Annotated in this window: 18 protein-coding genes; 7 read left to right on the top strand and 11 right to left on the bottom strand. The window is 39.2% G+C overall.

Going from position 1 to position 25,289, the window contains the following annotated elements:
- Nucleotides 1-4: 4 nt before the first annotated feature.
- From LVD47_RS14475 to pgi, 4 genes are all read right to left on the bottom strand, one after another.
- On the bottom strand, nucleotides 5-1,471 hold the full coding sequence (locus LVD47_RS14475) for a glutamate synthase subunit beta (RefSeq protein ID WP_236977956.1): 1,467 nt from the start codon (nucleotides 1,469-1,471) through the stop codon (nucleotides 5-7).
- Nucleotides 1,472-1,482: 11 nt separating this feature from the next.
- Nucleotides 1,483-6,021: a glutamate synthase large subunit gene (gene gltB / locus LVD47_RS14470; RefSeq protein ID WP_236977954.1), complete on the bottom strand. Its 4,539-nt coding sequence runs from the start codon at nucleotides 6,019-6,021 to the stop codon at nucleotides 1,483-1,485.
- Between the two features lie 551 nt (nucleotides 6,022-6,572).
- Complete coding sequence (gene manA / locus LVD47_RS14465) at nucleotides 6,573-7,775, bottom strand: mannose-6-phosphate isomerase, class I (RefSeq protein WP_236977952.1); 1,203 nt, start codon at nucleotides 7,773-7,775, stop codon at nucleotides 6,573-6,575.
- Nucleotides 7,763-9,409, bottom strand: coding sequence for a glucose-6-phosphate isomerase (gene pgi / locus LVD47_RS14460; RefSeq protein WP_236977950.1), 1,647 nt, complete (start codon nucleotides 9,407-9,409; stop codon nucleotides 7,763-7,765). Before pgi ends, manA begins: the two co-directional genes overlap by 13 nt.
- Nucleotides 9,410-9,527: 118 nt before the next feature.
- Between pgi and LVD47_RS14455 the strand changes: the two genes are divergently transcribed.
- The gene (locus LVD47_RS14455; protein ID WP_236977948.1) at nucleotides 9,528-9,902 is read left to right on the top strand and encodes a YraN family protein; all 375 of its coding nucleotides are present in this window, start codon (nucleotides 9,528-9,530) and stop codon (nucleotides 9,900-9,902) included.
- 641 nt (nucleotides 9,903-10,543) lie between these two features.
- Here LVD47_RS14455 and holA read toward each other — a convergent pair.
- Together holA and hemH are read right to left on the bottom strand one after the other, a co-directional pair.
- Nucleotides 10,544-11,542, bottom strand: coding sequence for a DNA polymerase III subunit delta (gene holA, locus LVD47_RS14450; protein ID WP_236977946.1), 999 nt, complete (start codon nucleotides 11,540-11,542; stop codon nucleotides 10,544-10,546).
- 12 nt (nucleotides 11,543-11,554) lie between these two features.
- Entirely contained in the window at nucleotides 11,555-12,595 is a 1,041-nt protein-coding gene (hemH, locus tag LVD47_RS14445) for a ferrochelatase (protein WP_236977938.1), read from the bottom strand.
- Nucleotides 12,596-13,034: 439 nt separating this feature from the next.
- Here hemH and surE point away from each other — a divergent pair, with 439 nt between their 5' ends.
- The 5 genes from surE to LVD47_RS14420 all read left to right on the top strand — a co-directional run bounded on the left by surE (nucleotide 13,035) and on the right by LVD47_RS14420 (nucleotide 17,444).
- On the top strand, nucleotides 13,035-13,817 hold the full coding sequence (gene surE, locus LVD47_RS14440) for a 5'/3'-nucleotidase SurE (RefSeq protein WP_236977930.1): 783 nt from the start codon (nucleotides 13,035-13,037) through the stop codon (nucleotides 13,815-13,817).
- A gap of 294 nt (nucleotides 13,818-14,111) precedes the next feature.
- Entirely contained in the window at nucleotides 14,112-15,221 is a 1,110-nt protein-coding gene (gene lpxB / locus LVD47_RS14435; protein ID WP_236977928.1) for a lipid-A-disaccharide synthase, read from the top strand.
- Between the two features lie 48 nt (nucleotides 15,222-15,269).
- Nucleotides 15,270-15,944 carry a TetR/AcrR family transcriptional regulator gene (locus tag LVD47_RS14430; RefSeq protein WP_236977926.1) on the top strand — a complete coding sequence of 225 codons (675 nt, stop codon included), beginning with the start codon at nucleotides 15,270-15,272 and terminating at the stop codon, nucleotides 15,942-15,944.
- A 44-nt stretch (nucleotides 15,945-15,988) separates the two neighbouring features.
- A complete protein-coding gene (locus LVD47_RS14425; protein ID WP_236977924.1) occupies nucleotides 15,989-16,924 on the top strand; it encodes a TraB/GumN family protein in 936 nt (311 codons plus the stop codon).
- Nucleotides 16,911-17,444: a gamma carbonic anhydrase family protein gene (locus LVD47_RS14420; RefSeq protein ID WP_236977922.1), complete on the top strand. Its 534-nt coding sequence runs from the start codon at nucleotides 16,911-16,913 to the stop codon at nucleotides 17,442-17,444. The genes LVD47_RS14425 and LVD47_RS14420 overlap by 14 nt, the downstream gene beginning before the upstream one ends.
- Before the next feature lie 377 nt (nucleotides 17,445-17,821).
- On the opposite strand, the gene LVD47_RS14415 is transcribed toward LVD47_RS14420, so the two are convergent.
- From LVD47_RS14415 to LVD47_RS14395, 5 genes are all read right to left on the bottom strand, one after another.
- The gene (locus tag LVD47_RS14415) at nucleotides 17,822-18,568 is read right to left on the bottom strand and encodes a hypothetical protein (protein WP_236977920.1); all 747 of its coding nucleotides are present in this window, start codon (nucleotides 18,566-18,568) and stop codon (nucleotides 17,822-17,824) included.
- 210 nt (nucleotides 18,569-18,778) lie between these two features.
- On the bottom strand, nucleotides 18,779-19,513 hold the full coding sequence (locus tag LVD47_RS14410) for a hypothetical protein (protein WP_236977918.1): 735 nt from the start codon (nucleotides 19,511-19,513) through the stop codon (nucleotides 18,779-18,781).
- A gap of 210 nt (nucleotides 19,514-19,723) precedes the next feature.
- Nucleotides 19,724-20,458 (bottom strand): hypothetical protein, encoded by a 735-nt coding sequence (locus LVD47_RS14405; protein ID WP_236977916.1) that lies wholly within the window; start codon nucleotides 20,456-20,458, stop codon nucleotides 19,724-19,726.
- 125 nt (nucleotides 20,459-20,583) lie between these two features.
- Nucleotides 20,584-21,309, bottom strand: coding sequence for a hypothetical protein (locus LVD47_RS14400; protein WP_236977914.1), 726 nt, complete (start codon nucleotides 21,307-21,309; stop codon nucleotides 20,584-20,586).
- A gap of 11 nt (nucleotides 21,310-21,320) precedes the next feature.
- A complete protein-coding gene (locus tag LVD47_RS14395; RefSeq protein ID WP_236977912.1) occupies nucleotides 21,321-23,492 on the bottom strand; it encodes a trypsin-like peptidase domain-containing protein in 2,172 nt (723 codons plus the stop codon).
- A gap of 857 nt (nucleotides 23,493-24,349) precedes the next feature.
- Here LVD47_RS14395 and LVD47_RS14390 point away from each other — a divergent pair.
- The gene (locus LVD47_RS14390; protein WP_236977910.1) at nucleotides 24,350-25,285 is read left to right on the top strand and encodes a ribose-phosphate pyrophosphokinase; all 936 of its coding nucleotides are present in this window, start codon (nucleotides 24,350-24,352) and stop codon (nucleotides 25,283-25,285) included.
- Nucleotides 25,286-25,289: the final 4 nt, after the last annotated feature.

Raw genomic sequence — 25,289 nt, 5'->3', positions numbered from 1 at the left:
ACAGTTATACAACTGCAGCTCCTGCCTTATTTTTACTTTCCAGATTAGAAAATCCCATCAAATATTCATCAACAGCCAACGCAGCTTCCCTACCTTCAGAAATAGCCCACACGACCAGGCTTTGCCCTCTGCGCATGTCACCAGCAACAAATATTCCATCAACAGAAGATTGATAATTCTCAGCCAATACATTCCCTCTGGGATCATATTCCACCCCAAGATCATCTAACATTCCTTTATGCTCAGGATGAATAAACCCAATAGCCAAAAGTGCCAATTCGCAAGGTATCTCCCTGGCAGACCCCTCTATTTCTACAAACTCACTTTTCCCGGTATCGGGATTAATTTTCCATTCAATATCAACTAATTCAACCCCTTTCAGATTCCCTTTATCATCACCGACAAAACGTTTTGTCAGTATGGCCCAATGCCGATCACATCCCTCTTCATGAGAGGTTGAAGTCCTCAGTTGCATAGGCCATTGAGGCCATGGAGTAGATTCGTGCCGCTCTTCGGGAGGTTTACTTAATAATTCAATTTGTGTAATAGATTTCGCCCTGTGTCGATTCGAAGTTCCTACACAATCCGATCCGGTATCACCACCGCCAATGACCACCACATTTTTGTCCTTTGCATGAATTTCTTCACTTTTAATCTCTTTACCACTTACCCTTCGATTATTCTGCTCCAAAAAATCCATTGCAAAATGAACACCTTTTAATTCACGTCCGGGGATCCCCAGGTCCCTAGGTATTGTGGACCCACCTGCCATAACAATTGCGTCAAAGTTTTCCTTCAGTTCAGATACTGGAACATTTCTACCAACGTAAGCGTTGGTTTGGAATTTAATCCCCTCCGACTCCATAACTCTTATACGACGCTCAACTATTTTCTTTTCCAGTTTAAAATCCGGAATTCCATACCGCAATAATCCTCCGACCTCATCATTTCTTTCCAAAACAGTAACCGTATGTCCTGCTCTATTGAGCTGAGCTGCGGCTGCTAACCCAGCAGGTCCACTGCCGACCACTGCTACTTTGTGATCCGTTCTCACGACCGGAGGAACCGGACGCACAAATCCTCTTTTAAAGGCCTCTTCTGCAATGCTTTTTTCAATATGTTCAATAGCTACAGGAGGTTGATTAATACCTAAAACACATGCGGTCTCACAAGGTGCAGGACAAATTCTTCCTGTAAATTCCGGAAAGTTATTGGTAGAAGACAGTATCTCATATGCCTCTTTCCAATTTTCCTTGTAAACAGCATCATTGAAATCCGGAATAATATTTCCCAGCGGGCACCCGCTATGACAAAAGGGAATTCCGCAATCCATACAACGTGCTGCTTGCTGATTGGTTTTTTCGTAATCAAATTCTTTATAAAACTCGTCGTAATGATCTATTCTCTTTTTTGGATCTTCCTTCTCTGGAAGTTCTCTGGTATATTTTAAAAAACCTTTTGGATCTGCCATAAATTTATGTTTTAGCTTACTGCTACTTTTTCTGTAATTTTTTCCGTTTCATTCATTTGTATAACGCGCTTGAGATCTTTTGGCATTACTTTAATAAAGTGTTTTTTCAATCGATCCCAATTCTGAAGCAATTCCAATGCTTTTTGACTGGAGGTGTAGTTGAAATGGTTCCTAATCAACTGTCGAACTTCCCCCAAATCATCACCTGTCGGACGATCCAGGTCCACCATTTCCAAATTACATGTTTCATGGAATGTGTTATCGATATCGTAAATAAATGCCATCCCACCACTCATTCCAGCGGCAAAGTTTTTACCCCAGGACCCAAGATTGAGCACAATTCCTCCCGTCATATATTCACATCCGTGATCCCCTACTCCTTCAACCACTGCTTTTACTCCTGAGTTTCGAACAGCAAAACGTTCTCCCGCCATCCCGTGTATATAAGCTTCTCCAGATGTTGCCCCGTATAAGGCTACATTTCCTATAATGATATTTTCCGAAGGATTAAATACTGCCTCACGGTCAGGAGTAGCTACTAAAATAGCTCCTGATAGACCTTTACCAAAATAGTCATTAGACTCCCCTTCAAGTCTAAATAATAATCCATTGGCCGAAAAGGCTCCAAAACTTTGACCTGCAGACCCTCTGAACCGATAATCGATAGTACCGTCCGGCAATCCCTTCTGGCCGAATTTTAATGATATCTGATTACTCAACATCGCACCGGTAGCCCGATCCGTATTCTGAATCCTAAATTCTCCACTAATCTTTTTACCTCCGGATTCCAAAGCTACTTTTGCATGTTCGATCAACTTCCGGTCAAGTACATTTTCCAAACCATGGTCTTGCTCCACCTGCTTATACTGTCCTGTTTCTTCATCAACAGGCTCTTTATATAATATGGGACTTAAGTCAAGGTTTTTATATTTCCAGTGATTGATCTCCTTTTGAGTTTTAAGTAATTCTACTTTTCCGACCATTTCATTTACGGTTCTGAAACCAAGTTGAGCCATTATCTCTCTCAATTCCATCGCCAGGAATGTAAAGAAATTGATCACGTGTTCCGGATCTCCGGTAAAACGTTTCCTTAATTCAGGATCCTGCGTGGCTATCCCTACCGGACAAGTATTCAAATGACATTTTCGCATCATAATACATCCCTCAACTACAAGTGCCGCTGTAGCAATACCCCATTCTTCTGCACCTAACAAAGTAGCTATTGCCAAATCCCTTCCGGTCCTGATTTGACCATCCGTTTGAAGGACCACACGATTCCTTAACTTATTCTTCACCAAGGTTTGATGCGACTCGGCAAGCCCCAACTCCCATGGAAGCCCTGCATAAGAAATGGAAGTTAAAGGAGAAGCACCTGTACCACCATCATGACCGGATATTAAAATCGCATCTGCATGGGCCTTTGTCACCCCGGATGCAATAATCCCCACACCCGCCTTAGATACTAATTTAACATTGATCCTGGCCTCCGGATTAGCATTCTTGAGATCATAAATTAGCTGGGCCAAATCCTCAATACTATAAATATCATGGTGCGGAGGAGGTGAAATTAAACCTACACCAGGTGTAGAATGACGAACTCGTGCAATCCACTTATCAACTTTGTGCCCCGGCAACTGCCCCCCTTCACCGGGCTTGGCACCCTGGGCCATCTTAATTTGGATCTCAATCGCATTGCTTAGATAGTGACTTGTCACTCCAAAACGTCCGGAAGCAACCTGTTTGGTTGCAGACTTCATAGAGTCTCCATTCTCATCAGGTTCATATCTAATTTCGTCTTCACCACCTTCTCCACTATTACTTTTACCCCCGATTCGATTCATGGCTATCGCCAGGGTAGTATGTGCTTCAAAACTAATACTACCAAAGGACATAGCACCCGTGGCAAACCTTTTCAATATATTTTCAACCGGCTCTACTTCATCGATGGCGATAGGACTTCCTTTCCTAAAATCCAATAACCCTCTTAATGTCATTGCCTGTTCACTCTGATCATTAATCAGACTTGAATACTTTTTAAATATTTTATAGTCTCCTTTACGGGTAGAAGTTTGAAGTAGATGAATAGTCTGGGGATTGAATAAATGCTTCTCTCCTCTCTGCTTCCATTGATAAATCCCCCCTTCATCCAATCCTTTATGCACAATAGCTGATGAAGGATACGCCATTGAGTGCCACTTCAATATTTCATTTGAAAGCTCATCAAATCCGATACCTTCAATTCTACTAACGGTTCCGCTGAAACATTTCGAAACAACTCTGTGATTTAATCCGAGTATTTCAAATATTTTTGCTCCCTGATAACTCTGGACAGTAGAAATACCGATCTTGGACATGATTTTAAGCAATCCTTTTTCAACGGCAGCATTATATACTTTAATTACTGCATCAAGTGACGCCAATTCTCCAAATTTTCCTTCTTTGTATAAATCAGCAAGGCAAGCGTAAGTCAAATATGGATTAATAGCATCCACTCCAAATCCGATCAACGTTGCAAAATGGTGAGTTTCTCGAACATCTCCTGCTTCTACCACCAATGAGGTCAAGGTCCTTAGCCCCTTATCAATCAAATGATGATGGATGGCCCCTGCTGCTAAAAGTGATGGAATGGGAGCCAAAAAGGAGTCTCCGTTTCGATCACTTAAAATTATTATATCGCAATTATTACGAACTAAGTCTTCGGCTACTGCACAAATATGATCAAGGGCCGCTTCCAGCCTTCCCTTCTGCTTATCTGCTTTGTAAACGATATCCACTACCCCGACTTTATGGTCAGGGTGATTTATATATTTTATCTTATTAAATTCATCATTGGTCAAAACCGGAGATTTTAACCGAATAAACTTGGCCAGTTCTTCTGAGGGTTGTAAAACATTTCCACTTTTTCCCAGTTTTGCCTTAAGAGACATAACCGATCTCTCCCGAATTGAATCTATAGGGGGGTTTGTTACCTGTGCAAATAACTGTTTAAAATAATTGGAAATGTGCTGTGCCCGACTTGACAATACAGCCAACGGAATATCTGCCCCCATAGATCCTATTGGATCTTTTTTTGAGTGTATCATCGGTTCCAACAAGAAGTTTATATCTTCCCTCGTGAGACCGTGTAACTTTTGCTTTCTCAATAGTGTTTTCGAATCAAATTCCACATATCCGGGGATATGCTGATTTAATTCTTCAAGGTTAATGGTATTAGCGTCCAACCAATCCCTGTAAGGTAATCTTTTACAAATTATTTTCTTGAGTTCATCATCACCGATAATCTTCTTTACCTCCATATCGGCAATCAACATTTTCCCAGGTTGCAGCCGTCCTTTGTACACAACTTTTGCCGGATCTATTTGCAAAGCACCAGCTTCAGACGCAACCACTAAAGTATCGTCTTCTGTAAGACAATATCTTGAAGGCCTCAGACCATTTCTGTCCAGTGTCGCCCCTACCAATATCCCATCAGTAAAACAAATAGATGCAGGACCATCCCATGGCTCCATTAATTGCGAACTATATTCGTAAAATGCTTTCTTATAATCATCTACATGGGGATCGTGTTCCCAGGCTTCCGGAATCATCAACATTAATGCATGTGGCAAAGAATATCCATTAAGTACTAAAAATTCCAACACATTATCAAAAGAACCCGAATCTGAAAGACCAGCCCAAATAATCGGCTTCATTTTATCTAATTCATTTTCGGAAAAGACATTTGATTCCAGAATTTGCTCCCGTGCTTGCCACCAATTAATATTACCTTGTATTGTATTGATTTCACCATTATGGGCAATGTATCTAAAAGGTTGCGCCAACCTCCATTTAGGGATTGTATTTGTTGAGAACCTGGAATGGATAAGCGCTATTGCTGATTTAAAATCAGAATCAGATAAGTCCAGGAAATATTGCTTTACCTGAAAAGTAGTTAACTGCCCTTTATAAATTATTGTCTTATAAGACAATGAACAAATATAAAACTCATCCATCGTCTGCGGGTAAGTTTGCCATATATTATGACCGGTAAACTTCCGTAATATGTACAATTTTCGTTCGAGGGTTTTCGGATCAATGTAATCTTTGGGTTTTACAAATACCTGTTCGATTCTTGGCTCCACACTTTTCGAGCCTTCACCGATCATTTCATTATCTACCGGTACTTTTCGATACCCCAACAGCTCAAACCCGGCTTCATCTATATAGTCATTAAATAATACCCTACATTGCTCTCTTAGATTTTTATCCCTCGGAAAAAACAACATTCCGACACCGTATTGTCCAAATTCGGGTAGATCAATCGAAAGTTCCTTACACTTTTTAACAAAGAAATCATGTGGATTCTGAAGGAGTATCCCCGCACCATCACCTGTTCCAGGATCTGCCCCGATAGCTCCCCTATGCTCCATATTACTGAGCATAGACAACGCATCCAAAACTAATTGATGTGTCTTATTCCCTTTTAAATTAGCAATTAAACCTGTTCCGCAAGAATCCTTTTCCATCTGCGGTCTATATAATCCCTGTTCACTTTGTTTCATACCTTTCATCCATCATGATGTTTATACAGATTCAAAAATATCAAATAGCAAATATATTAATAATATAGGTAAAGAATTGGATACCTGTTAATAATATTTAACTGATTTTGATACTCTTTAAAAAATAAAGCCAATTTTATGAATTGACACAAATTGATGCCAATTCAATTAAAATTGCAACCTTTCTCGATAAAATATACTAAAAAACACTGTCATATATGAATTGTTCTATCAAATATTTTACCCTCAAAAAGGAAATTGAAAATTTTAACAAAAAAATTATGAATATATATTACAAAAAATTTGAATATATAAAACCATCATACTATATTTGTAATAGAAACATATTAAAGAAATATGTAATACAAAATAAAAATATCAACACGATATAAAAATTCTAGTTTAGGTTCTTTTAGGTTTTTTCATTCACAGAGTCAAGTTCTTCTTCGAACTTGGCTTTTTTTTTAATACCATTCAGTAAACACAAGGGAGACAGCTCTTTATACAACTATCACTCAACTTGACATCGTACAAAAGACCTCTGCTAATTTATACTCATTTTAATTAGTCGAAACCAGAAAAATCTTCTTTGCCGATGCAAACTTAATAGCGATCTCAGATTTTGCAGCCAATAAAGCTCCCTCACCGGCCGATAGTATAGAAGTTCTTTTCATGGCTTCAAGCTCTACTTTACCTTCCAAAACAAATAATATTGCAATTCCTTCCGTCCGGATAATAGTATCAATATTTTCGTCTCTAATACGAAGAACTGATAGTTTAAAATCACGAACGGGCGGGACAAAATTTTCAAACTCCCTGAGATGAGGAAATTCATTTGACCCAGTCAATAGTGAGATACTCCTATCTTCAAAATTGACAAGCTCTATTAGCGATTGATAATTTATATACTTTTTTGTCAATCCCCCGCGAATCACATTATCAGAATTAGACATTACTTCTACATTTTGCCCTTCCAGGTATGCATGTGGGATCCCCGCCCCCTGAAAAATAACCTCTCCCTTTCTGAGATAAACTAAATTCAATAGATAAATTGAAAGCAATCCCCTATCTATCCAACCCGGGGTGCAAAACGTTTGAAATGCTTTGTAAGCCCAATAATCCGGATGATCCTTGGTATAAGTATCTGCTGACTTTTCTAGCTCGTCAAGCAAAGGATTCAACAAGGCATTTATTTCCTCCTGCTCCTTTTGCATAAATTCACAGTAAAACTTCTCCAACCCCATCTCTGAAATTGTATCTTTTACCCACCTGAGAGCATCCTTTTCTGAAAGTATTCCTATCAAATCTCCCTCTTCCCTAAAACCGTGCAATAAGTAAAAATCACTTAAAGCATACATTAATTCAGGTTTGTGATTCGGGTCCTTATAAGTCCTTTCAAAAGCTGTTATGGGAATTCCCTTGCTTTTTTCATCATCAAAGCCCAATTGAGCCTTTTCAATATCCGGATGTAATTGGATAGACAACATATCCCTAACATCCAGAACTTTACAAAGAAACGGTAGCGCCAAATGGGAGCCACCCAGGAATCCCGGATTTTTTTCAAGGAAATCAATTAATAACTCTCCATCTTCGGTAATCGAAGGACATGCTGGATGAACCCCCATCCACAACTCAGCAAACGGCTCACTTTCTGCATTCTCTCGACCCATAATTTGGGGAATAAAATCATAACCACCCCATCCATAATGCTGGACGCATCCTTTAAAGATCTTTACAGGATATTCACCCATTACTGATGCCATGACTTATATCTTTCGATCAAACCCTTAGTAGATGAATCATGGTTTTCGGTAGGTTCCCCATCTTCCAATTCTTTTAAAATATTACTCGCTAATTCTTTCCCGAGTTCAACACCCCATTGGTCAAAGGAGTAAATATTCCAAATTACTCCCTGGGTAAATATTTTGTGCTCATACATTGAAACCATCCACCCCAATGATTGAGGGGTTAGTTTTTTAAGCAGAAATGTATTTGTAGGCCGGTCACCACTAAATTCTTTAAAAGGTGACAGTTCCTTGATCTCATCTTTACTGGATCCGGCAATCTTCATCTCAAGTGCCACCTCTTCTCTGGATTTACCAACCATGAGTGCTTCTGTTTGAGCAAAGAAATTAGCCATCAGTATATCATGGTGATTTCCCGTCTCATTGTGGCTTTGGGCAAATCCAATAAAATCACAGGGAATTAATTTTGTCCCCTGATGAATTAATTGAAAAAATGCATGTTGGCCATTTGTTCCGGGTTCACCCCAAATTACTGGCCCGGTTTGATATCCGATTCTTCCACCGGCCCTGTCAATACTTTTCCCATTGCTTTCCATATTTCCCTGCTGGAAATAGGCCGGAAATCGATGCAAGTATTGATAATACGGGATAATAGCTTCCGTTTCAGCCCCAAAAAAATTATTATACCAAATGCTAATCAGTGCCATGGTCATGGGAATATTTTTTTCCATAGGAGCATTTCTGAAATGATTGTCCATTTCATGTAATCCTTGCAAAAACTCAAAAAAGTTTTCTGAACCAATAGCACACATTACGGGAAGTCCAATGGCGGAAGGCACACTATATCTACCCCCTACCCAATCCCAAAAAACAAACATATTCCTGGGATCAATACCAAACTCCTTTACCTTTTGCTCATTAGTAGAAACAGCTACAAAATGCTTCTTGATATCTTCTTCTCCAGCACCCTGGTCCAACAACCATTGCCTGGCAGTATGTGCATTGGTCATCGTTTCTATAGTTGAAAAAGATTTAGAAGAAATAATAAATAAAGTTTCCCCGGCATCTATCGAATTCAAAACTTCAGTAATCTGGTTGCCATCCACATTGGATACAAATTGGCAAGTAATACCAGTACTATGATATGGAGTCAGTGCTTCATAGACCATAACAGCCCCCAAATCCGATCCCCCAATTCCAATGTTTACAACTGTTTTGATCGAATTTCCATTATATCCCTTCCAGCTTCCACTCGTCAGTTCTCCTACAAATTTCTCCATTTGACGAAGGACTTCCCAAATTTGCTTATTAACATCCTCACCGTCAACAGTTAAAGGGCTTCCTTCCGGCATTCTTAAAGCTGTATGCAAAACAGCACGGTCTTCAGTTTCATTAATGTGTTCACCGCTAAACATATCCTTTATTGAAGATTCCAACTGGCAATCACGTGCTAAAGCCCTCAAAAGGTCCATCGTCTCATCAGTCACGAGGTTCTTTGAAAAATCAAATAACATATCCTCAAATGATAATGAATATTGCTCAAATCTTCGGTCGTTGAATAATTCAATAATAGAACGATCCCTCAATTCGTCAAAATGATCTGAAAGTCTGTACCAGCTATTGGTTCGGGTTGGGTTAATTTTCTCTAACATCAATGATTTATTTTATAGGGTTAAATATAAAAAAGACTCAGAACAATCAAACTTTCAAAACCTACGTAATTTATTTGATTTTTTTTATTTTAATTCAAAAGAAAATTAAAATCCTGTAATGGATTTCAAAAATAATTATCAAAAAGGTAAAAAAGGTGAGCGAATCGCTGTCGCCTTTCTAAGAACAAAAGGGTATAAAATGCTTTTTACGAATTGGCGACACAGTACCCTCGAAGTAGATATAATTTGTAAAATCAATACTACCATCGTTTTTGTTGAAGTCAAATACAGGAGCACTGACAAATTTAGTAATCCACTTGATGCTATTGACGAAGACAAAATTGAAAATCTTGCCATTGCAGCCGGTCATTTTACAGAACAATTCCAACACTCAGGCCCCTGTAGATTCGATATTATAATAATCCTTCCCAGTCAGGGGAATCTCTATAAAATTCGTCACTATAAAGATGCATTTTTCCCGGGGTGGGAGTAAATGACTAGTCCGGTATCTCATCCGGAAATGGTATTAGAACATCGGAAAATCTACAATTATGTGTAGAAAAAATTTGGAACTTGATTTTTTTGGGGTTGATAGGAAAGGTATATAAACTAACGCCTAATTGGAGGAAAAATTTATTTACCAGTTTTCTTGCGAAAGGAAAATGCTCCCATTTAAACATAGATCTTTACAAACTTAAAGGTCAATCCAAAATTCTACTTGATGCTAGCCCGATTAGCTACAATATCATTTATCTAATCAAAATTAGGTCGGTACTGTATTACGAGAGGGAAATTCAACCCGTCGCTTCCGAGGTTTAATTAAGGATCCAATTTGAGCCAAAATCAGAAATACAGGCTTTCTCCTTCCCCACATGATTCATGCCGGGTTTATCGACTAACTGATTCCACTGGAATACAAGGGAACCAATATTCAAAGAAAATGATGGACGGATACAATTCCATGACAAGTTTTTAAATTGAACATTTGGGAAGGCCAACGTTTACTACCAGTGCTCTTTTTAAAATAGTATCAAAACAGAATTGAAAACTCAATATTCACGTCTGAATAAGTCCTCCCTGTTAGTTCTTTTGGTACGAGGAAATTTCAAAGGAACGGAAGAGGTAAGAACAATATTAATTGACTATTTTCACCATCAATTCCTTGACCAATTGCCCGTTCTCTCCTGAAGGATTGTCTATTCCTTTTGATCGGCAATCGTACGTAAATAACGTTTGTAAAATTTCCTCACATCTACGAATGGAATAACTCCGTGCGGCAACTTCAAATTCCTTTAGGAAAAACTCGTGAGAAAGTCCCAAAGCCTTCATTTTCTCCCGGGGAGAAGCATTCCTTACAAAATGCATTTTATAAATTTTGGTAAAATAACTGTGAACAACTGGTACTATCATCACCAAAGGAAAATCCCTTTCATTGCCAGTCATATGGCGAACAATACGTGTCACTTTCTCCAAATCCCTATGCCCTAAAGCACTTTGCAATTCAAAAACATTATATTCCTTACTTATTCCTATATACTTTTCTATATCATCAGCACCAATGGTCTGGTTATCTTCCTTATTGATCATCATCTTATTAACTTCATTGACGATCTTGCCGAGATCTGTCCCGAGGTGATCAGCCATCATCTGGGCATTGGGGACGCTAATCTCCCAACCATGCTCTTTGATATAAGAAAGTATCCATTTAGTAATTTGATAATCCCGTACCTTTTGTGATTCAAAAGCAGTGTCCAGTTTGGCCAATAACTTAAATTGCTTCAACCTCTTGTCTATTTTGTCCTTATACTCAATTATAAAGACAGTCGTTGTTTGCGGATTGGCAAAATAAGATTGTAATTCAGCAAAGTCTCTCATCCGTTGGGCTTCTCTCAATACTACGACCTGGTACTCTGCCATCATTGGATACCTCCCTACCGCATCCAATACGGTCTTATAATCTGCATCCTTTCCGTAAATAATGGAAAAATTAAAATCTTTCATTGCCGGGTCTATTGTCTTGTCAACAATATATTTGGACAGCTCATCTATGTAATACGACTCTTCCCCGTATAAAAAATACAGCGGCTGAAAGGGGTTGAGATCTATCTTGTTTTTAAATTTTAAAAAATCCAAAAGAATATATTTTTAATACTCGCGAACCATATTTTCCAATACATCTACCCAGGGTTCAGCCACATTCAGGCTCTCTACCATATCAAATACTTCTCCGCCATTTTCCAGGAACAAATCCCGGTATTCCATTCCCAACTCTACAGTTGTTTCCAGACAATCTGCCACAAATGCGGGACTGAAAATCAGTACCTTTTTATACCCTTCAACCGCAAGGCGCTCTACAGTAGCTTCTGTATATGGTTGGGTCCATTCAGACCTCCCCAACCTGGATTGGAAGGTAGTAATACATTTTTCAGAATCCAGCCCCATACTATTAATAAGCAACCGGGTATTATGAAAACACTGAGCGGAGTAACAAAATTGATTTTTTCCGGAAATCTCCTGGCAACAATGGCCGTTTGCCTTACAGATATTATTAGTATCTGCCTTGAACAATTGCCGCTGGGGAATTCCATGATAACTAAAAATAATCTTGTCGTATTTTTCCAGATCGTATTTATTTCCAATTGAAGTCCATGCATCAATAAAATCCTTCCGATCATAAAATTTATTGACAAAATTCAATTGCGGGAACGTTAAATTTGAACGCACAACTTTCATTACTTCTTCAATTACTGAACCCACTGTGGCTGAGGCGTACTGAGGGAACAAAGGAATGACTATAACTCGTGATACATTCTCTTTAAATAACATATCCAACGATTCTTCTACTGAAGGACTTTGATATCTCATTCCGAGCGAAACTACGTACTCCTCCCCTAATCTTTTCTGCAATTTATCCCGCAAGCCATAACCAAAAATTTTAATTGGCGACCCTTCCTCTGTCCACAACTTTTTATATTCAGCAGCAGATTTTGGCGCACGAAAAGGAGCTATACTTCCCCTAACCAACAATTGCCGATTCCATTCGGGAATATCAATTACCCTGGCATCTAACAAAAATTGTGTGAGATACTTCCTTACATCTGAGACTCGAGTGCTATCCGGCGTCCCTAAGTTGACCAGGGCAACCCCCGTTTTTGCTTTTTTCTCCACTTGATTTATTTCTTCCATCTAACTTCCTTTTAAACGCTAATTTCTCCAATTTTCAGCTAAACTATAAAAAACACAGGGAATCAGTCGCAGCAAAGTTATAAAAAATCAGATCTATTAAAGTCGCGGTATTAAGTGAGATTGAGGAAGGAAGTAATTCGTAAAACCAGACCGTATTTCGGTGGTACTTTCCTGTAGATATGTGGGATAAACCAAGGTAAAGAAGGACATAAATTCATTCCCGGATTACAAATTTACCCATTATTAATACCATCCCCCCTAACAAAAGTACCCTTCTACCACATAAGGGCACCAAATATTTCAAACGACATAGGTAAACCTCACTATTTTCAAGCACTCTGAATCTTCCTTGCTGATTGAAATCAGGTTAATCGGAATGCCTTTGGCAAGAATTGTTTGTGTACATTTGCAATTTAAATAAAAGTCTTCAATATTAATTATGGATGAAAAACCACTTATTTTAGTAACCAACGATGACGGAATGTTTGCGCCAGGTCTGAGAGCTCTAGTAGAATCTGTAAGGACTCTTGGTAGGGTAATTGTGGTTTCCCCTGATTCCCCACAAAGTGGGAAAGGACATGCCATCACATTGAGAGAACCAATACGGGTACACAAAGTCGACCCATTCAGGGATATTGAAGCTTATGAATGCAGTGGAACACCTGTCGACTGTGTCAAGTGGGCTAAAAATGTCTTACTGAAAGAAAAAACTATAGATCTTTGTGTTTCCGGTATTAATCATGGAGCCAATCATTCTATCAATATATTATATAGCGGGACGATGTCTGCCGCTATGGAAGCGGCTATGGAAGGCATCCACAGCATTGGATTTTCTTATCTCGATTTCTCCTTTGAGGCTGATTTCACAATACCCGGAAAATTTGCTACAAAAATCAGTAAATACATGCTCGGTCTTGAGAAAAATCCTCAAAAGCCTATTTTATTAAATGTTAACATACCTAATATCAACCAGACTGAAATAAAAGGGATCAAAGTTTGCCGGCAATCCAATGCCCGATGGGTAGAAGAATTTCAACCGGGGATTGACCCAAGAGGAATGAAATATTACTGGCTAAGCGGACAATTAGTAAATAATGACAAAGGTGAAAATACGGATTCGCGTGCCCTTGATGAAGGCTATGTTTCTGTAGTTCCTGCCCAATTCGACCTTACCGACTATGGTGCATTCGATTCGCTGAAAGGATTGTCTGATGCTGAATAAAAAATACAACAATATGGGGTTTGGTATTTTGTGCGGTCTACTATTACCCCTTTTAACTTTTTTAGTTCTTTATATTATATTCCAGGAATTTTCCTCCATGAATCTGGTGTCCACAGAGGGGTTTTCTGAAGGTTTCCGCTTTCGGACTTTAAGCCTGATAGGTATTGCTTCCAACGCAATATTGTTACAATATTTTAGAAAACGGTATGCTTTCAATACCGTAAGAGGAATTACTATTCCCACTTTTATTTATATTATTGCCTGGTTAATTTACTTTTCTACCCAAATACTATAATGAAGAAATTCTATGTCATAGCGGGAGAAGCTTCCGGTGACCTTCACGGAGCCCACTTGGTAAAAGCATTAAAAAAACAATTCCCCAATGCTATATTCAGGGGTTTTGGTGGTGAAAAAATGAAAAACGAAGGGGTTTATCTCGATCTGGAGATTGATAAGCTCTCTTTCATGGGATTTGCAGAAGTAATTGCAAACCTGAGAACCATTTTTAAAAATATAGCCCTGGCAAAGGAATGCATTACCCAATTCAATCCCAGTGCAATAATCTATGTTGATTTTCCAGGTTTCAATATGAGAATTGCCAATTGGGCAAAACGGTTGGGATTTAAAAATTATTATTATATAGCTCCCCAGGCATGGGCATGGAAATCAAACCGGGCTTACAAAATACAAAAGGACGTAGATAAGCTTTTTTGTATTCTACCTTTCGAAAAGGAATTTTTTGAAAAATATGGTTGTAACGTCCACTACGTAGGCCACCCATTGGTAGATATTATTCAAGATTTTAAAAATTCGATTATCTCGGATTCCATTTTCTCAAATGGCCAAAAAGTAATAGCACTTTTACCGGGAAGCCGCCAGCAAGAAGTACGTAAAATATTACCAGTTCAACTCGAGGCAGCAAACAAATTTTCAAGTCATGAAATTGTAATAGCCAAATCATCCCACTTGCCATTATCATTGTACAATGACATGACACACAAATATGGTAGTCGGGTTCGTATAATTGAAGGAAAGACCTATGAAATATTAAAACGTGCAGATATGGCCTGTGTGGCTTCGGGTACCGCGACCCTGGAAACTGCTTTATTTAAAGTCCCTGAAGTAATTTGCTACAAAGGGAACCTTATTTCATACCATATAGCAAAAAGATTGGTTAAAGTTCCATTTATTGGGTTGGCTAATTTAATCATGAATAAAAAAATTATTGAAGAATTAATTCAAGATGAATTGACATCAAAAAACTTATACAAAGAGCTCAAAAAATTTGAAGAAAAGAAATATCTTAAAGATTTACTTGAGGAATACAATCACTTAGAAAAAAAACTTGGACTAGGGGGAGCTGCAGAACGCACCGCTTCGATAATTAATCAAGATCTGGAGTAATTAGAAAACCTCGGAATACTTGAATTTATAAATTATTATAACAAACATATGGCTCTATCGAAAAGAGAAGAAAAAGAAATCCAAATTCTAAATTCAGCAGAAAAACTATTCGCGTCCAAAGGATACGAAAACACTAAAATGGAAGACATTGCCGAAGCTTTGAATATAAGCAAAGGACTGGTTTACTTTTATTACAACAGTAAGGAGAATTTGTACATGGCTATCACCTACAAGGGAATGCAAAAAATGAATGACCTTTTTTACAGTATTCATTACGATACACAATCTGATTCCGGATATGATGCCACGACTAAACTCATAGAAGCTTATGTTGACTTCCTGGGAGAAAATCCATTTTATTTAGAATTATTCCTCAATTACACCCGATTGGTCCGATCTTCAAATCAAAAGACCAACCAATTGACTGAGGCTATGAAATCCTCTATTTATTTTAGAAAGATAAAGGATATTCACAATATCCCAATTACGATCTTTCAGGAAGAGATCTTGAGAGGACAAAAAGACCATTCCATTGACAATCAGGTATCACCCAATTTACTATATATGACCATATGGAGTATCATTCTGGGCTTTAGTCAATTACGATCAGCTGCCTCGCAAAACAACAGAATGACGATGTATAAGATCGATATTACCGAATGGAAAAAATATACATTAAAAATTGTCAAAAATACCTTGCTAAGTAAAATAGACAAAGACTGATATCAAATTAATTACCTATCTTCAATGGACAGAAAATCCAAATTATGTGGACAAGAAAAATACTTCCATTTAGTGTTCTGTATTTCTTAGCCGTATTTCTAACTTCATGTTCCCCGAAACAGAATATACCGTCTCCACAACTAGAAGACGCCTTGTTATGGGAAATCACAAACCCCGACAATGATTCCCGTTCTTATCTTTTTGGTACTATCCATATGATCCCGAAAGACATGTATTTTTGGCCTGATATCTATGAAGAAAAATTTAAATCTACAGAACAAGTTGCCTTCGAAATAAATATGAATGACCTTGATGCCACATCTTTATTTTCGATAATGGATCAGGCATTGATGAAAGAAAATACAACTATCAAGGACCTTGTTTCCGAAGAAGAATATACCAAAATTGAAAACTATTTCAGTGACATGGGAATTCCATTCGTGTTTATGGAAAAATTAAAACCTTTTTTCCTTTACACATTTATAACTATGGATATTTCCAATATTGATCAGGAAGACATCAAATCGTATGAATTGGAATTAATAGAAAAAACCCGGGATTATGATCAAGTCATTTTCGGATTGGAATCCATAGAATACCAACTTTCTATTTTCGATAGTATTCCCTATCAGCAACAAGCAGATTTATTGGTTGATGCAGTAGAAGCAAGTGACATAACAAATAAAAAAGGAAATAACGACGATAATATTCTGTTTGACACTTACATTCGACAAGACCTCAATGAAATCTATAATATGATTTTACAGGGTGATACGATTACCCAGCAATATCAGGATTTATTGTTGGACAAGAGAAATCAAAACTGGATTCCAAAGATAATTGAATTAACGTCTAATGCTCCCACTTTTGTAGCTGTTGGAGCAGGCCATTTACCTGGCGAAATGGGTGTTATAAATCTTTTAAGAAAGGCCGGACTTGATGTAAGTCCGATAAAAGCAAAACCATATGGCACTCATTAAAAAGGTAAGAGGCTTTACCCCAGTATGGGGAAAGGATTGTTTTATAGCCGAAAACGCAACTATAATTGGCGATGTCATGATGGGAGATCAATGCAGTGTTTGGTTTCAGACAATAATAAGAGGGGATGTCAATAGTATACGAATCGGAAAAAAAGTTAATATTCAGGATGGGGCAGTAATCCATTGTACCTATGAGCGGTCAAAAACGGTCATTGAAGATAATGTATCCGTAGGACATAATGCTATCATCCACGGTTGCCACATTCACCCAAGTGTTTTAGTGGGTATGGGAGCCATAATTATGGACCACGCTGTGGTACAATCAAATTGTATAATCGGAGCCGGGGCCGTAGTCCCAGCCAAAATGGTATGTGAAAGCGGATATGTCTACGCCGGGATCCCCGCCCGCAAGATCAAAGCTGTTTCAGATGACCTCAAAAACGGTGAAATTGACCGAATTTCAAATAATTATATAAAGTATGCCGGGTGGTTTTCCGAAGATGAAAGCGATAAGCCTTAAGCCACACCTTAAATACTAAAAGACTCACAAACTACAGAAGGTGTTAATTAGTTTACAATTATATTCAGGCATGTTCAATGATCATACCGATTACTATTTAACGTGAATAATGTATAAGATCAACCTGCAAACACGATCAAAATCAAATCAAAATATTGATTGCTTTTTTCATTTTCTTTGCATGCCCAAAGAAAACGAAACAAAAGAAAAGGCACTTTTTCAAAGGCATTTTTTGTTTTCCAGACAAAAACCGTATCAAAAAAGGCTAAATTTTCTCCAAGGTTTCGAAAACTTTTAACGCTTTTTCGCTACATATGCTGTTGAAAAAGAGCAAAATCGTGTAAAAATTACGACCGGTTTCTTATCAATTATTGATGTTATTTACTGCCTACCGAATTACTCCCCAACAGGTACCCAAGGCTAAACCACAGCTTCACAGGATTGTAATCCTCGTACTCTTCCGTCAATATAGGATCTCCATCTCCTGCTGCAGGAATCGTCCGGTCCGAGAATACCACCCGGTCGATTTTTTTGAACTGCCATAACCGGTAATTAACACCTACCCGGAAGCGGTTCCATTCGTATTCAAGACCCGGATTAATTTCCAGGGAATAAAAATTGAAATCCGTATCTTCAAGGACTACAACTCCCCCGTCTTTTCCCACCTTTCGCCAGTCGAATAAAGGCAATAGTGATAACTGTGCTTTAAACCCTGAAAACAATTCAGCTTGAAAATTAATGGGCAATTGTACCATGTGAACCTGGTAGTTGTCTGACCGGACCGGCACTTTAGTGCAAAATCCCTTTGGATCGGGATAACAATGGTCTATTCGCCTTCTAAAAGTCATTTGTTCATGACTATACCCCACTCCTATTTCAGCTGAACCCCCTTTCCAATCCAGTACCTCTGCACTTGCAGAAAGCCCATATTGCCAGGTTCCCCATACCTCCGGATTTTGCCTGTTACTCCTCTCCCGGTAGGATTGGGACCATCCGATGAGCCGCTTGTCGTGATGCGCCGCAGCAAACTGGGCTGAAATCGTCACATCATCCCAGAAAGACTGCCCATCGGAGGTGAGGGACAGCATCATAAAAACCATTATCGATAGTATTTGCTTTTTCATAATTTCCATTTTTACTGCATAATGACGAATCGCTTCCATACTGCATTTCCATCGTATTCAATCCGCATAAAATACACCCCTGTAATCAAACCCACTGTAGATGCAAGTGCCTGAGTACAGTCATACCAGCATGGGGTAATCGTTAACTATATTCGGGCATGCTCATACCGATTAAGATTTACTGCCTACTGATTACCGAACTACTACCTCCTATTCACTCCCCAATCGATATCCTAGGCTAAACCATAGCTTGAACGGATTGTATGCTTCGTAATTTTTTGTAATAATCCGATCCTCAAAACTATTAGTATGTACCGTAGCTTTAGAATATAGAATCCTGTCGATTTTTTTGACCTGCCAAATCCGATAGTTCAAGCCCAAACGAAACTGATTCCATTCATAGTTCAATCCAGGATTCACTTCAAGAGAATAAAAATTCAATCCTGTTTTATTGATCCCGGATCTTCCATCAAATCTTACATCTTTGCTCCAATCTATAAATGGGAGCACATATACATTCACAAATAAATTCGTAAACACTTCAGTTGAAAATAAAACAGGTACCTGAACCATATGAATTTTGTAGTCATCCGTATAATAGGCTATGCTATGACAAATACCAGCTGCCGATTGATATTGACAAAAATCTACTTCCTTGATCATTGTCATATGTTCCAAACTATACCCCAAGCCAATTTCAGTAGTAAAACTACCCCTCTGATAAATTTTCTTGTTAGCTGATATACCGTACTGCCAGGTTCCCCATGTCTCTGGATTTTGTCGTTCTATCCTCTCCCGGTAGGATTGGGACCATCCGATGAGCCGCTTGTCGTGATGCGCCGCAGCAAACTGGGCTGAAATCGTCACATCATCCCAGAAAGACTGCCCATCGGAGGTGAGGGACAGCATCATAAAAACCATTATCGATAGTATTTGCTTTTTCATAATTTCCATTTTTACTGCATAATGACGAATCGCTTCCATACTGCATTTCCATCGTATTCAATCCGCATAAAATACACCCCTGTAATCAAACCCACTGTAGATGCAAGTGCCTGAGTACAGTCATACCAGCATGGGGTAATCGTTAACTATATTCGGGCATGCTCATACCGATTAAGATTTACTGCCTACTGATTACCGAACTACTACCTCCTATTCACTCCCCAATCGATATCCTAGGCTAAACCATAGCTTGAACGGATTGTATGCTTCGTAATTTTTTGTAATAATCCGATCCTCAAAACTATTAGTATGTACCGTAGCTTTAGAATATAGAATCCTGTCGATTTTTTTGACCTGCCAAATCCGATAGTTCAAGCCCAAACGAAACTGATTCCATTCATAGTTCAATCCAGGATTCACTTCAAGAGAATAAAAATTCAATCCTGTTTTATTGATCCCGGATCTTCCATCAAATCTTACATCTTTGCTCCAATCTATAAATGGGAGCACATATACATTCACAAATAAATTCGTAAACACTTCAGTTGAAAATAAAACAGGTACCTGAACCATATGAATTTTGTAGTCATCCGTATAATAGGCTATGCTATGACAAATACCAGCTGCCGATTGATATTGACAAAAATCTACTTCCTTGATCATTGTCATATGTTCCAAACTATACCCCAAGCCAATTTCAGTAGTAAAACTACCCCTCTGATAAATTTTCTTGTTAGCTGATATACCGTACTGCCAGGTTCCCCATGTCTCTGGATTTTGTCGTTCTATCCTCTCCCGGTAGGATTGGGACCATCCGATGAGCCGCTTGTCGTGATGTGCCGCAGCAAACTGCGCTGAAATCGTCACATCATCCCAGAAAGACTGCCCCTCAGAGGTAAGGGACAGCATTATAATAAGCACTATTGGTATTATTTGCTTTTTCATGGTTTTTCATTTTTCTGTCTGATGACGAATCGCTTCCAAATCCTGTTTTGAATCACTAATCATATATGTTTAGTTTTAAAATACTAAATTGCAAGAAATGACCGTCATTAACAATTGACCATTAACTACTTCCAACTACCCCCCAGTCGGTATCCCACACTAAACCACAGCTTCACAGGATTGTAATCCTCGTACTCTTCCGTCAATATCGGATTACCATCTCCGGCTGTTGGAATTGTATGCTTAGAAAACAACACCCGGTCGATCCTTTTAAGCTGCCATAGCCGGTAATTGACACCTACCCGGAAACGGTTCCATTCGTAGTCAAGACCCGGATTAATTTCCAGTGAATAAAAATTGAGATACATTTTTTCATTTGATTCTGCCCATTTAAACTCCATTTGTTTTTTTAAAGCAAAGAACGGGAACACTGATAAATTAATTTCCAACCCAGAGAATACCTGATACGTCAATGCGATCGGCATCTGAATTTGATGTATTTTATAATTACTGGAGTATTTAAGAACGTATGTACAACTCTCACCCTGCAAATTAAAACAGTGATCCACTAACCTTTCAAAAGTCTGATGTTCCAAAGCATACCCTAAACCCTGACTAATTGAAAAATGGCCAATTTCTAACCACCTCTTTTCCACACGAAGTCCATATTGCCAAGTCCCCCACTTTTCAGGCTGCTCACGCAACAACCGTTCTTCCGCAAAATAGACCCGCTTATCGTGATGCGCCGCAGCAAACTGGGCCGATATCGACACATCGTCCCAAAAGGACTGCCCCTCTGAGGTCATGGACAGTATCATAAAAACCACTATCGATATTATTTGCTTTTTCATGGTTTCCATTTTTACTGCATAATGACGAATCGCTTCCATATTGCATTCCCTTCGTATTCAATCCGCATAAAATACATCCCCGTACCTAAATCGTCGACCGATAAAACCGGTGACGCATTTTCTATTTGACCGAATTCTTTAACCGATCGACCGTTCCGGTCGACTATCGTTACCCGGAATACACCACCGCGATATCCTTTCTTCCAATCAATATGGATTTCGTTCTGCGCTAAGGTAGGGCGAAGTTGCACAGCCAGGTTACTACGATTACCATTCATTAACTCTCTATTCGATTTAGCCTCCTCCTTATCGGCTAATAAGCTACAGTGATCCTCTACTGTCCAGTACGTCTCCTGTTGCAAGCTCCATCCACAGGCATTCCTTGCCCGGATCCGCACGGTCTCCGTAGAAGGCAAAGGATTGGGGTGAGAATAGTCGATCTCCACGTCCGTATAGGGGACAAGGGGACTCCAAACACTTTCTATATACCATGATCCGCTCGCAGATATCAAGTCCCATTCGTATTCTACAATACCATCATCCCCACCTGTGTATACTGTTTCTGCAGAAACTGTCTCGCAAGTTTTTAGTATCTTATTTCCCTGGTAATCCTGTATATCCAATTCCATATAATCGGGTATTCCTATTAATAAAGGTTTGGTAATGACTAAAGGATCGCAACTTGCACCCGTCATGGTAAAGGTCAATGTCGCTTTTCCGTGAGCACTGGCATTTTTCTTCAAAATCGCTGTAGTTCCGGTCCCCGAAGTACTGCTTGAAAACAACCCTGCAGGGGAGACTGACCAGCTTACAGAACTTCCCGGCAAAGGATTGACTAAAGTATAAGTATGATTGTTATTATCACATATCTTATCCACCCCGTTTAAAGCAGGAACACGAATAGTATTGGTGGTCGAGGGATTACCATTGCCTCCCAACCAATTGCTTAACCGATTGTTATTGGCTCCATCACCAGTCCAGGAAATTTCAAATCTGCCAAACGTTGTACTGTCTACCAGTCCGCCTCCATCATCACAACCAATATTATTATCTCCACCTCTCAACTGCCCAATTATCCTCTCATTATCATCCAATAATGCACCCCCAGAAGAACCTGGTTCTACCAATCCATCATCCCATTGCTCGATGTGCCAAAAATTGGTATTGGTAAAAATATCCAACCCGTCGTATTCGTATGAAATTTTTTTAACATCTCCATCTGGATGATGTATTGTTGTCAATTCAGTATCCGGCGGATTTGTCTGCCGATTCCATCCGGCCATAGCCAGGTCTTCGTGTCCCAATACCTCTGAATGAAGTTCAAGCAATGCAAAATCCGTATTGCCCCATGACGCCCTTAAATTTGCTCCACTAAAAGATAACCAGGTAGATGGTTCAACACCTCCACATGTAGGACTTTCATACCCAAATCGAAAAACCCAATTATTCAAATTAGGTGCAGCTGTTACACAATGATTAGCGGTTATCAAATATGGTGTAAGATCCATACATGCATTATTGATCAAAGTGCCAGTGCAATGTTCTGCTGTCCCTACGAAAATTTTACATACCGCATCTTTAATATTATCCCAATCATTGCTTCCTTCACAAGCCACATCATTATTACAATCTTCCGAATCCCCATAATCCCTCACTTCCAACTCCGCTTTCCTGATCCCGTGAATCACATTATCTACCGTAATAGTGAATTCTTCTTTTAATGCTGTAGGCATATACACTGCCACCGTTGCTTCTTCACCAAAGATCTGGTCCGTGGGCAGTATGCCATCGTGCACATGCTTTGGCAAGATTGGCCCCATGACCATATTCCGTGCTTCGCTATACAGCCACATTTCGCTGCCCTCCGGCATATTAACATCCGTAAACTGGAAATTGAGGGCCGCAGCCCTTCGGGAATAAAACCGCATCTTCCACACTGCCGTCCTGCCCTGTTCATACCACTGTCCGTCCTTTTCTGTCAACCCCGCCGGGATCTTGATTCCGAACCGCGGCAATCGCCGTCCCTGTTCCCGGTCTTCTTCCAATACCTTCGCCACATCGACCCGGGGCAAAGTAATAGCCTCCGGCTGCTCTGCCGTATATCCCGGGATCATCTCGCTAATATTCTTTTCAGTGCCCAAAATCGTTGTTCGTACCTGTGCGTGCAATAAAGGAAGACTCATACCAAATAAAAGACACACAACCGCCCCCCCTTGCCATTAAAAATTCGGATAAAAGTTTTTTTGTTCTCATAATTTAAAATTTTTTAAGTTTTATAGAGTTTCGTATAGTAATTAAGAATAATAATTTCTACATAACTTCATGAATAATACGGAAATAATTGCTAAAAAAACTAAACACAAACATCTAATTTTCAATTATTTATATATTTTAATAAAACCATTTATAAAATTCATCCTCTCCGATACGATCTACGTTCGAAAAAATGGATTAGCTTCTTTCTGTATTTTACGACCCGGTCTTTTTTCTGTATTTCCCCGATCCCTTATGCCCTGTCAATCTATTCGTCTTTACCTTCCGATCCGTATTTACCGCATAATCCATCTCCTTACTCCGGCCTTCTCGCACCCGCCGACCGCGTGCTTGCGCTCTGTAGTGCTACAGCACGTAAGACGTGTCGCCTTAGCTTTAGCGGTGACACAAACTTTAGTGTAAGCGGCAGGCTTCCAGCTTTCCGTTCGACGCTGTCAGGTCTTCGGACTTCCTTTACTTCAGTCACTCCAAGTACTTCACGGACTCTAAGTACTTCTTCTCTCCAAGTACTTCATGATCAAGACGTAATAAATCCAACAAAGGTTGGTGGGTATTCCTATTTTTCAAAAAAAAATCAAATTAATCCGTAAATCCAGAGGCTACACTGTAGGAAATTTTTTGGCTCACCAATCCCACTATCCGTAGCTTGTCCTTCCCTGCGCCAGACTCCGGGCTTTGGGCTTCGGACACTTCAAACTAACCAACTTTCCCTATGATTAATGAGATGGAAATACTATTTTTGTTGTAAAATTAATAAATTGGATCAATGGTTGATATAAAGTTGTTCTCGGGACAAAATTCAAAGTATCTTGCAAAAAAAATAGCTGATTTTTACGGACAAAATCTATCGAGGCTAGACATGCAGAAATTCAGTGATGGTGAGATGCATCCCATTATCCAGGAATCTGTACGGGGCGCTTATGTGTTCCTTATACAATCCACTTTTTCACCTCCTGCTAACATTCTTGAACTCTTATTGATGATCGATGCGGCAAAAAGGGCATCGGCGGGATATATTACTGCAGTTATTCCCTATTTTGGATATGCGCGACAAGATCGAAAAGATAAACCCAGAGTTCCCATTTCAGCGAAATTAATTGCCAATTTACTACAAGCGGCAGGTACCAACCGGGTAATGACGATGGATTTTCACGCAGACCAGATTCAGGGGTTTTTCGATATTCCGGTAGATCACCTCAGAAGCGAAGCTATATTCATGCCATATTTGGAAAAATTTGATATGTCCAATATTATCTTTGCTTCCCCAGATGTAGGGGGTGTAAAGAGGGCAAGAAAATATGCTAAAGTATTCAATACTCCTCTTGTCATCTGCGATAAATACAGAATTAAAGCAAATGAAATTGCCGGGATGACGGTAATCGGTGATGTTGAAGGAAAAGATGTGATATTAGTGGATGATATGGCCGATACAGCTGGGACTTTGTGTAGGGCTGCCGACGCCCTTATCGAAAAAGGCGCCAATAATGTAAAAGCCATATGTACGCATCCGGTTCTATCGGGCAAAGCGTACGAAAATATCGAAAATAGCAAACTATCGGAAATGATAGTGACTGATACGATTCCATTAAAGCAGGAATCACCAAAAATTAAGGTCCTGGAAGCCGGCCAGCTTTTTGCACGCGCCATCAGGAATACCCACGAACACAAATCGATTGCAGCTCTTTTCCTGGAAGATGTATGATGAG

The organism is Membranihabitans maritimus (genome assembly GCF_021729145.1).
GTDB classification, from domain to species: Bacteria; Bacteroidota; Bacteroidia; order Chitinophagales; family Saprospiraceae; genus Membranihabitans; species Membranihabitans maritimus.
The sequence above is the reverse complement of the archived record's forward strand: the minus strand, read 5'-3'. Positions and strand labels throughout refer to the sequence as shown.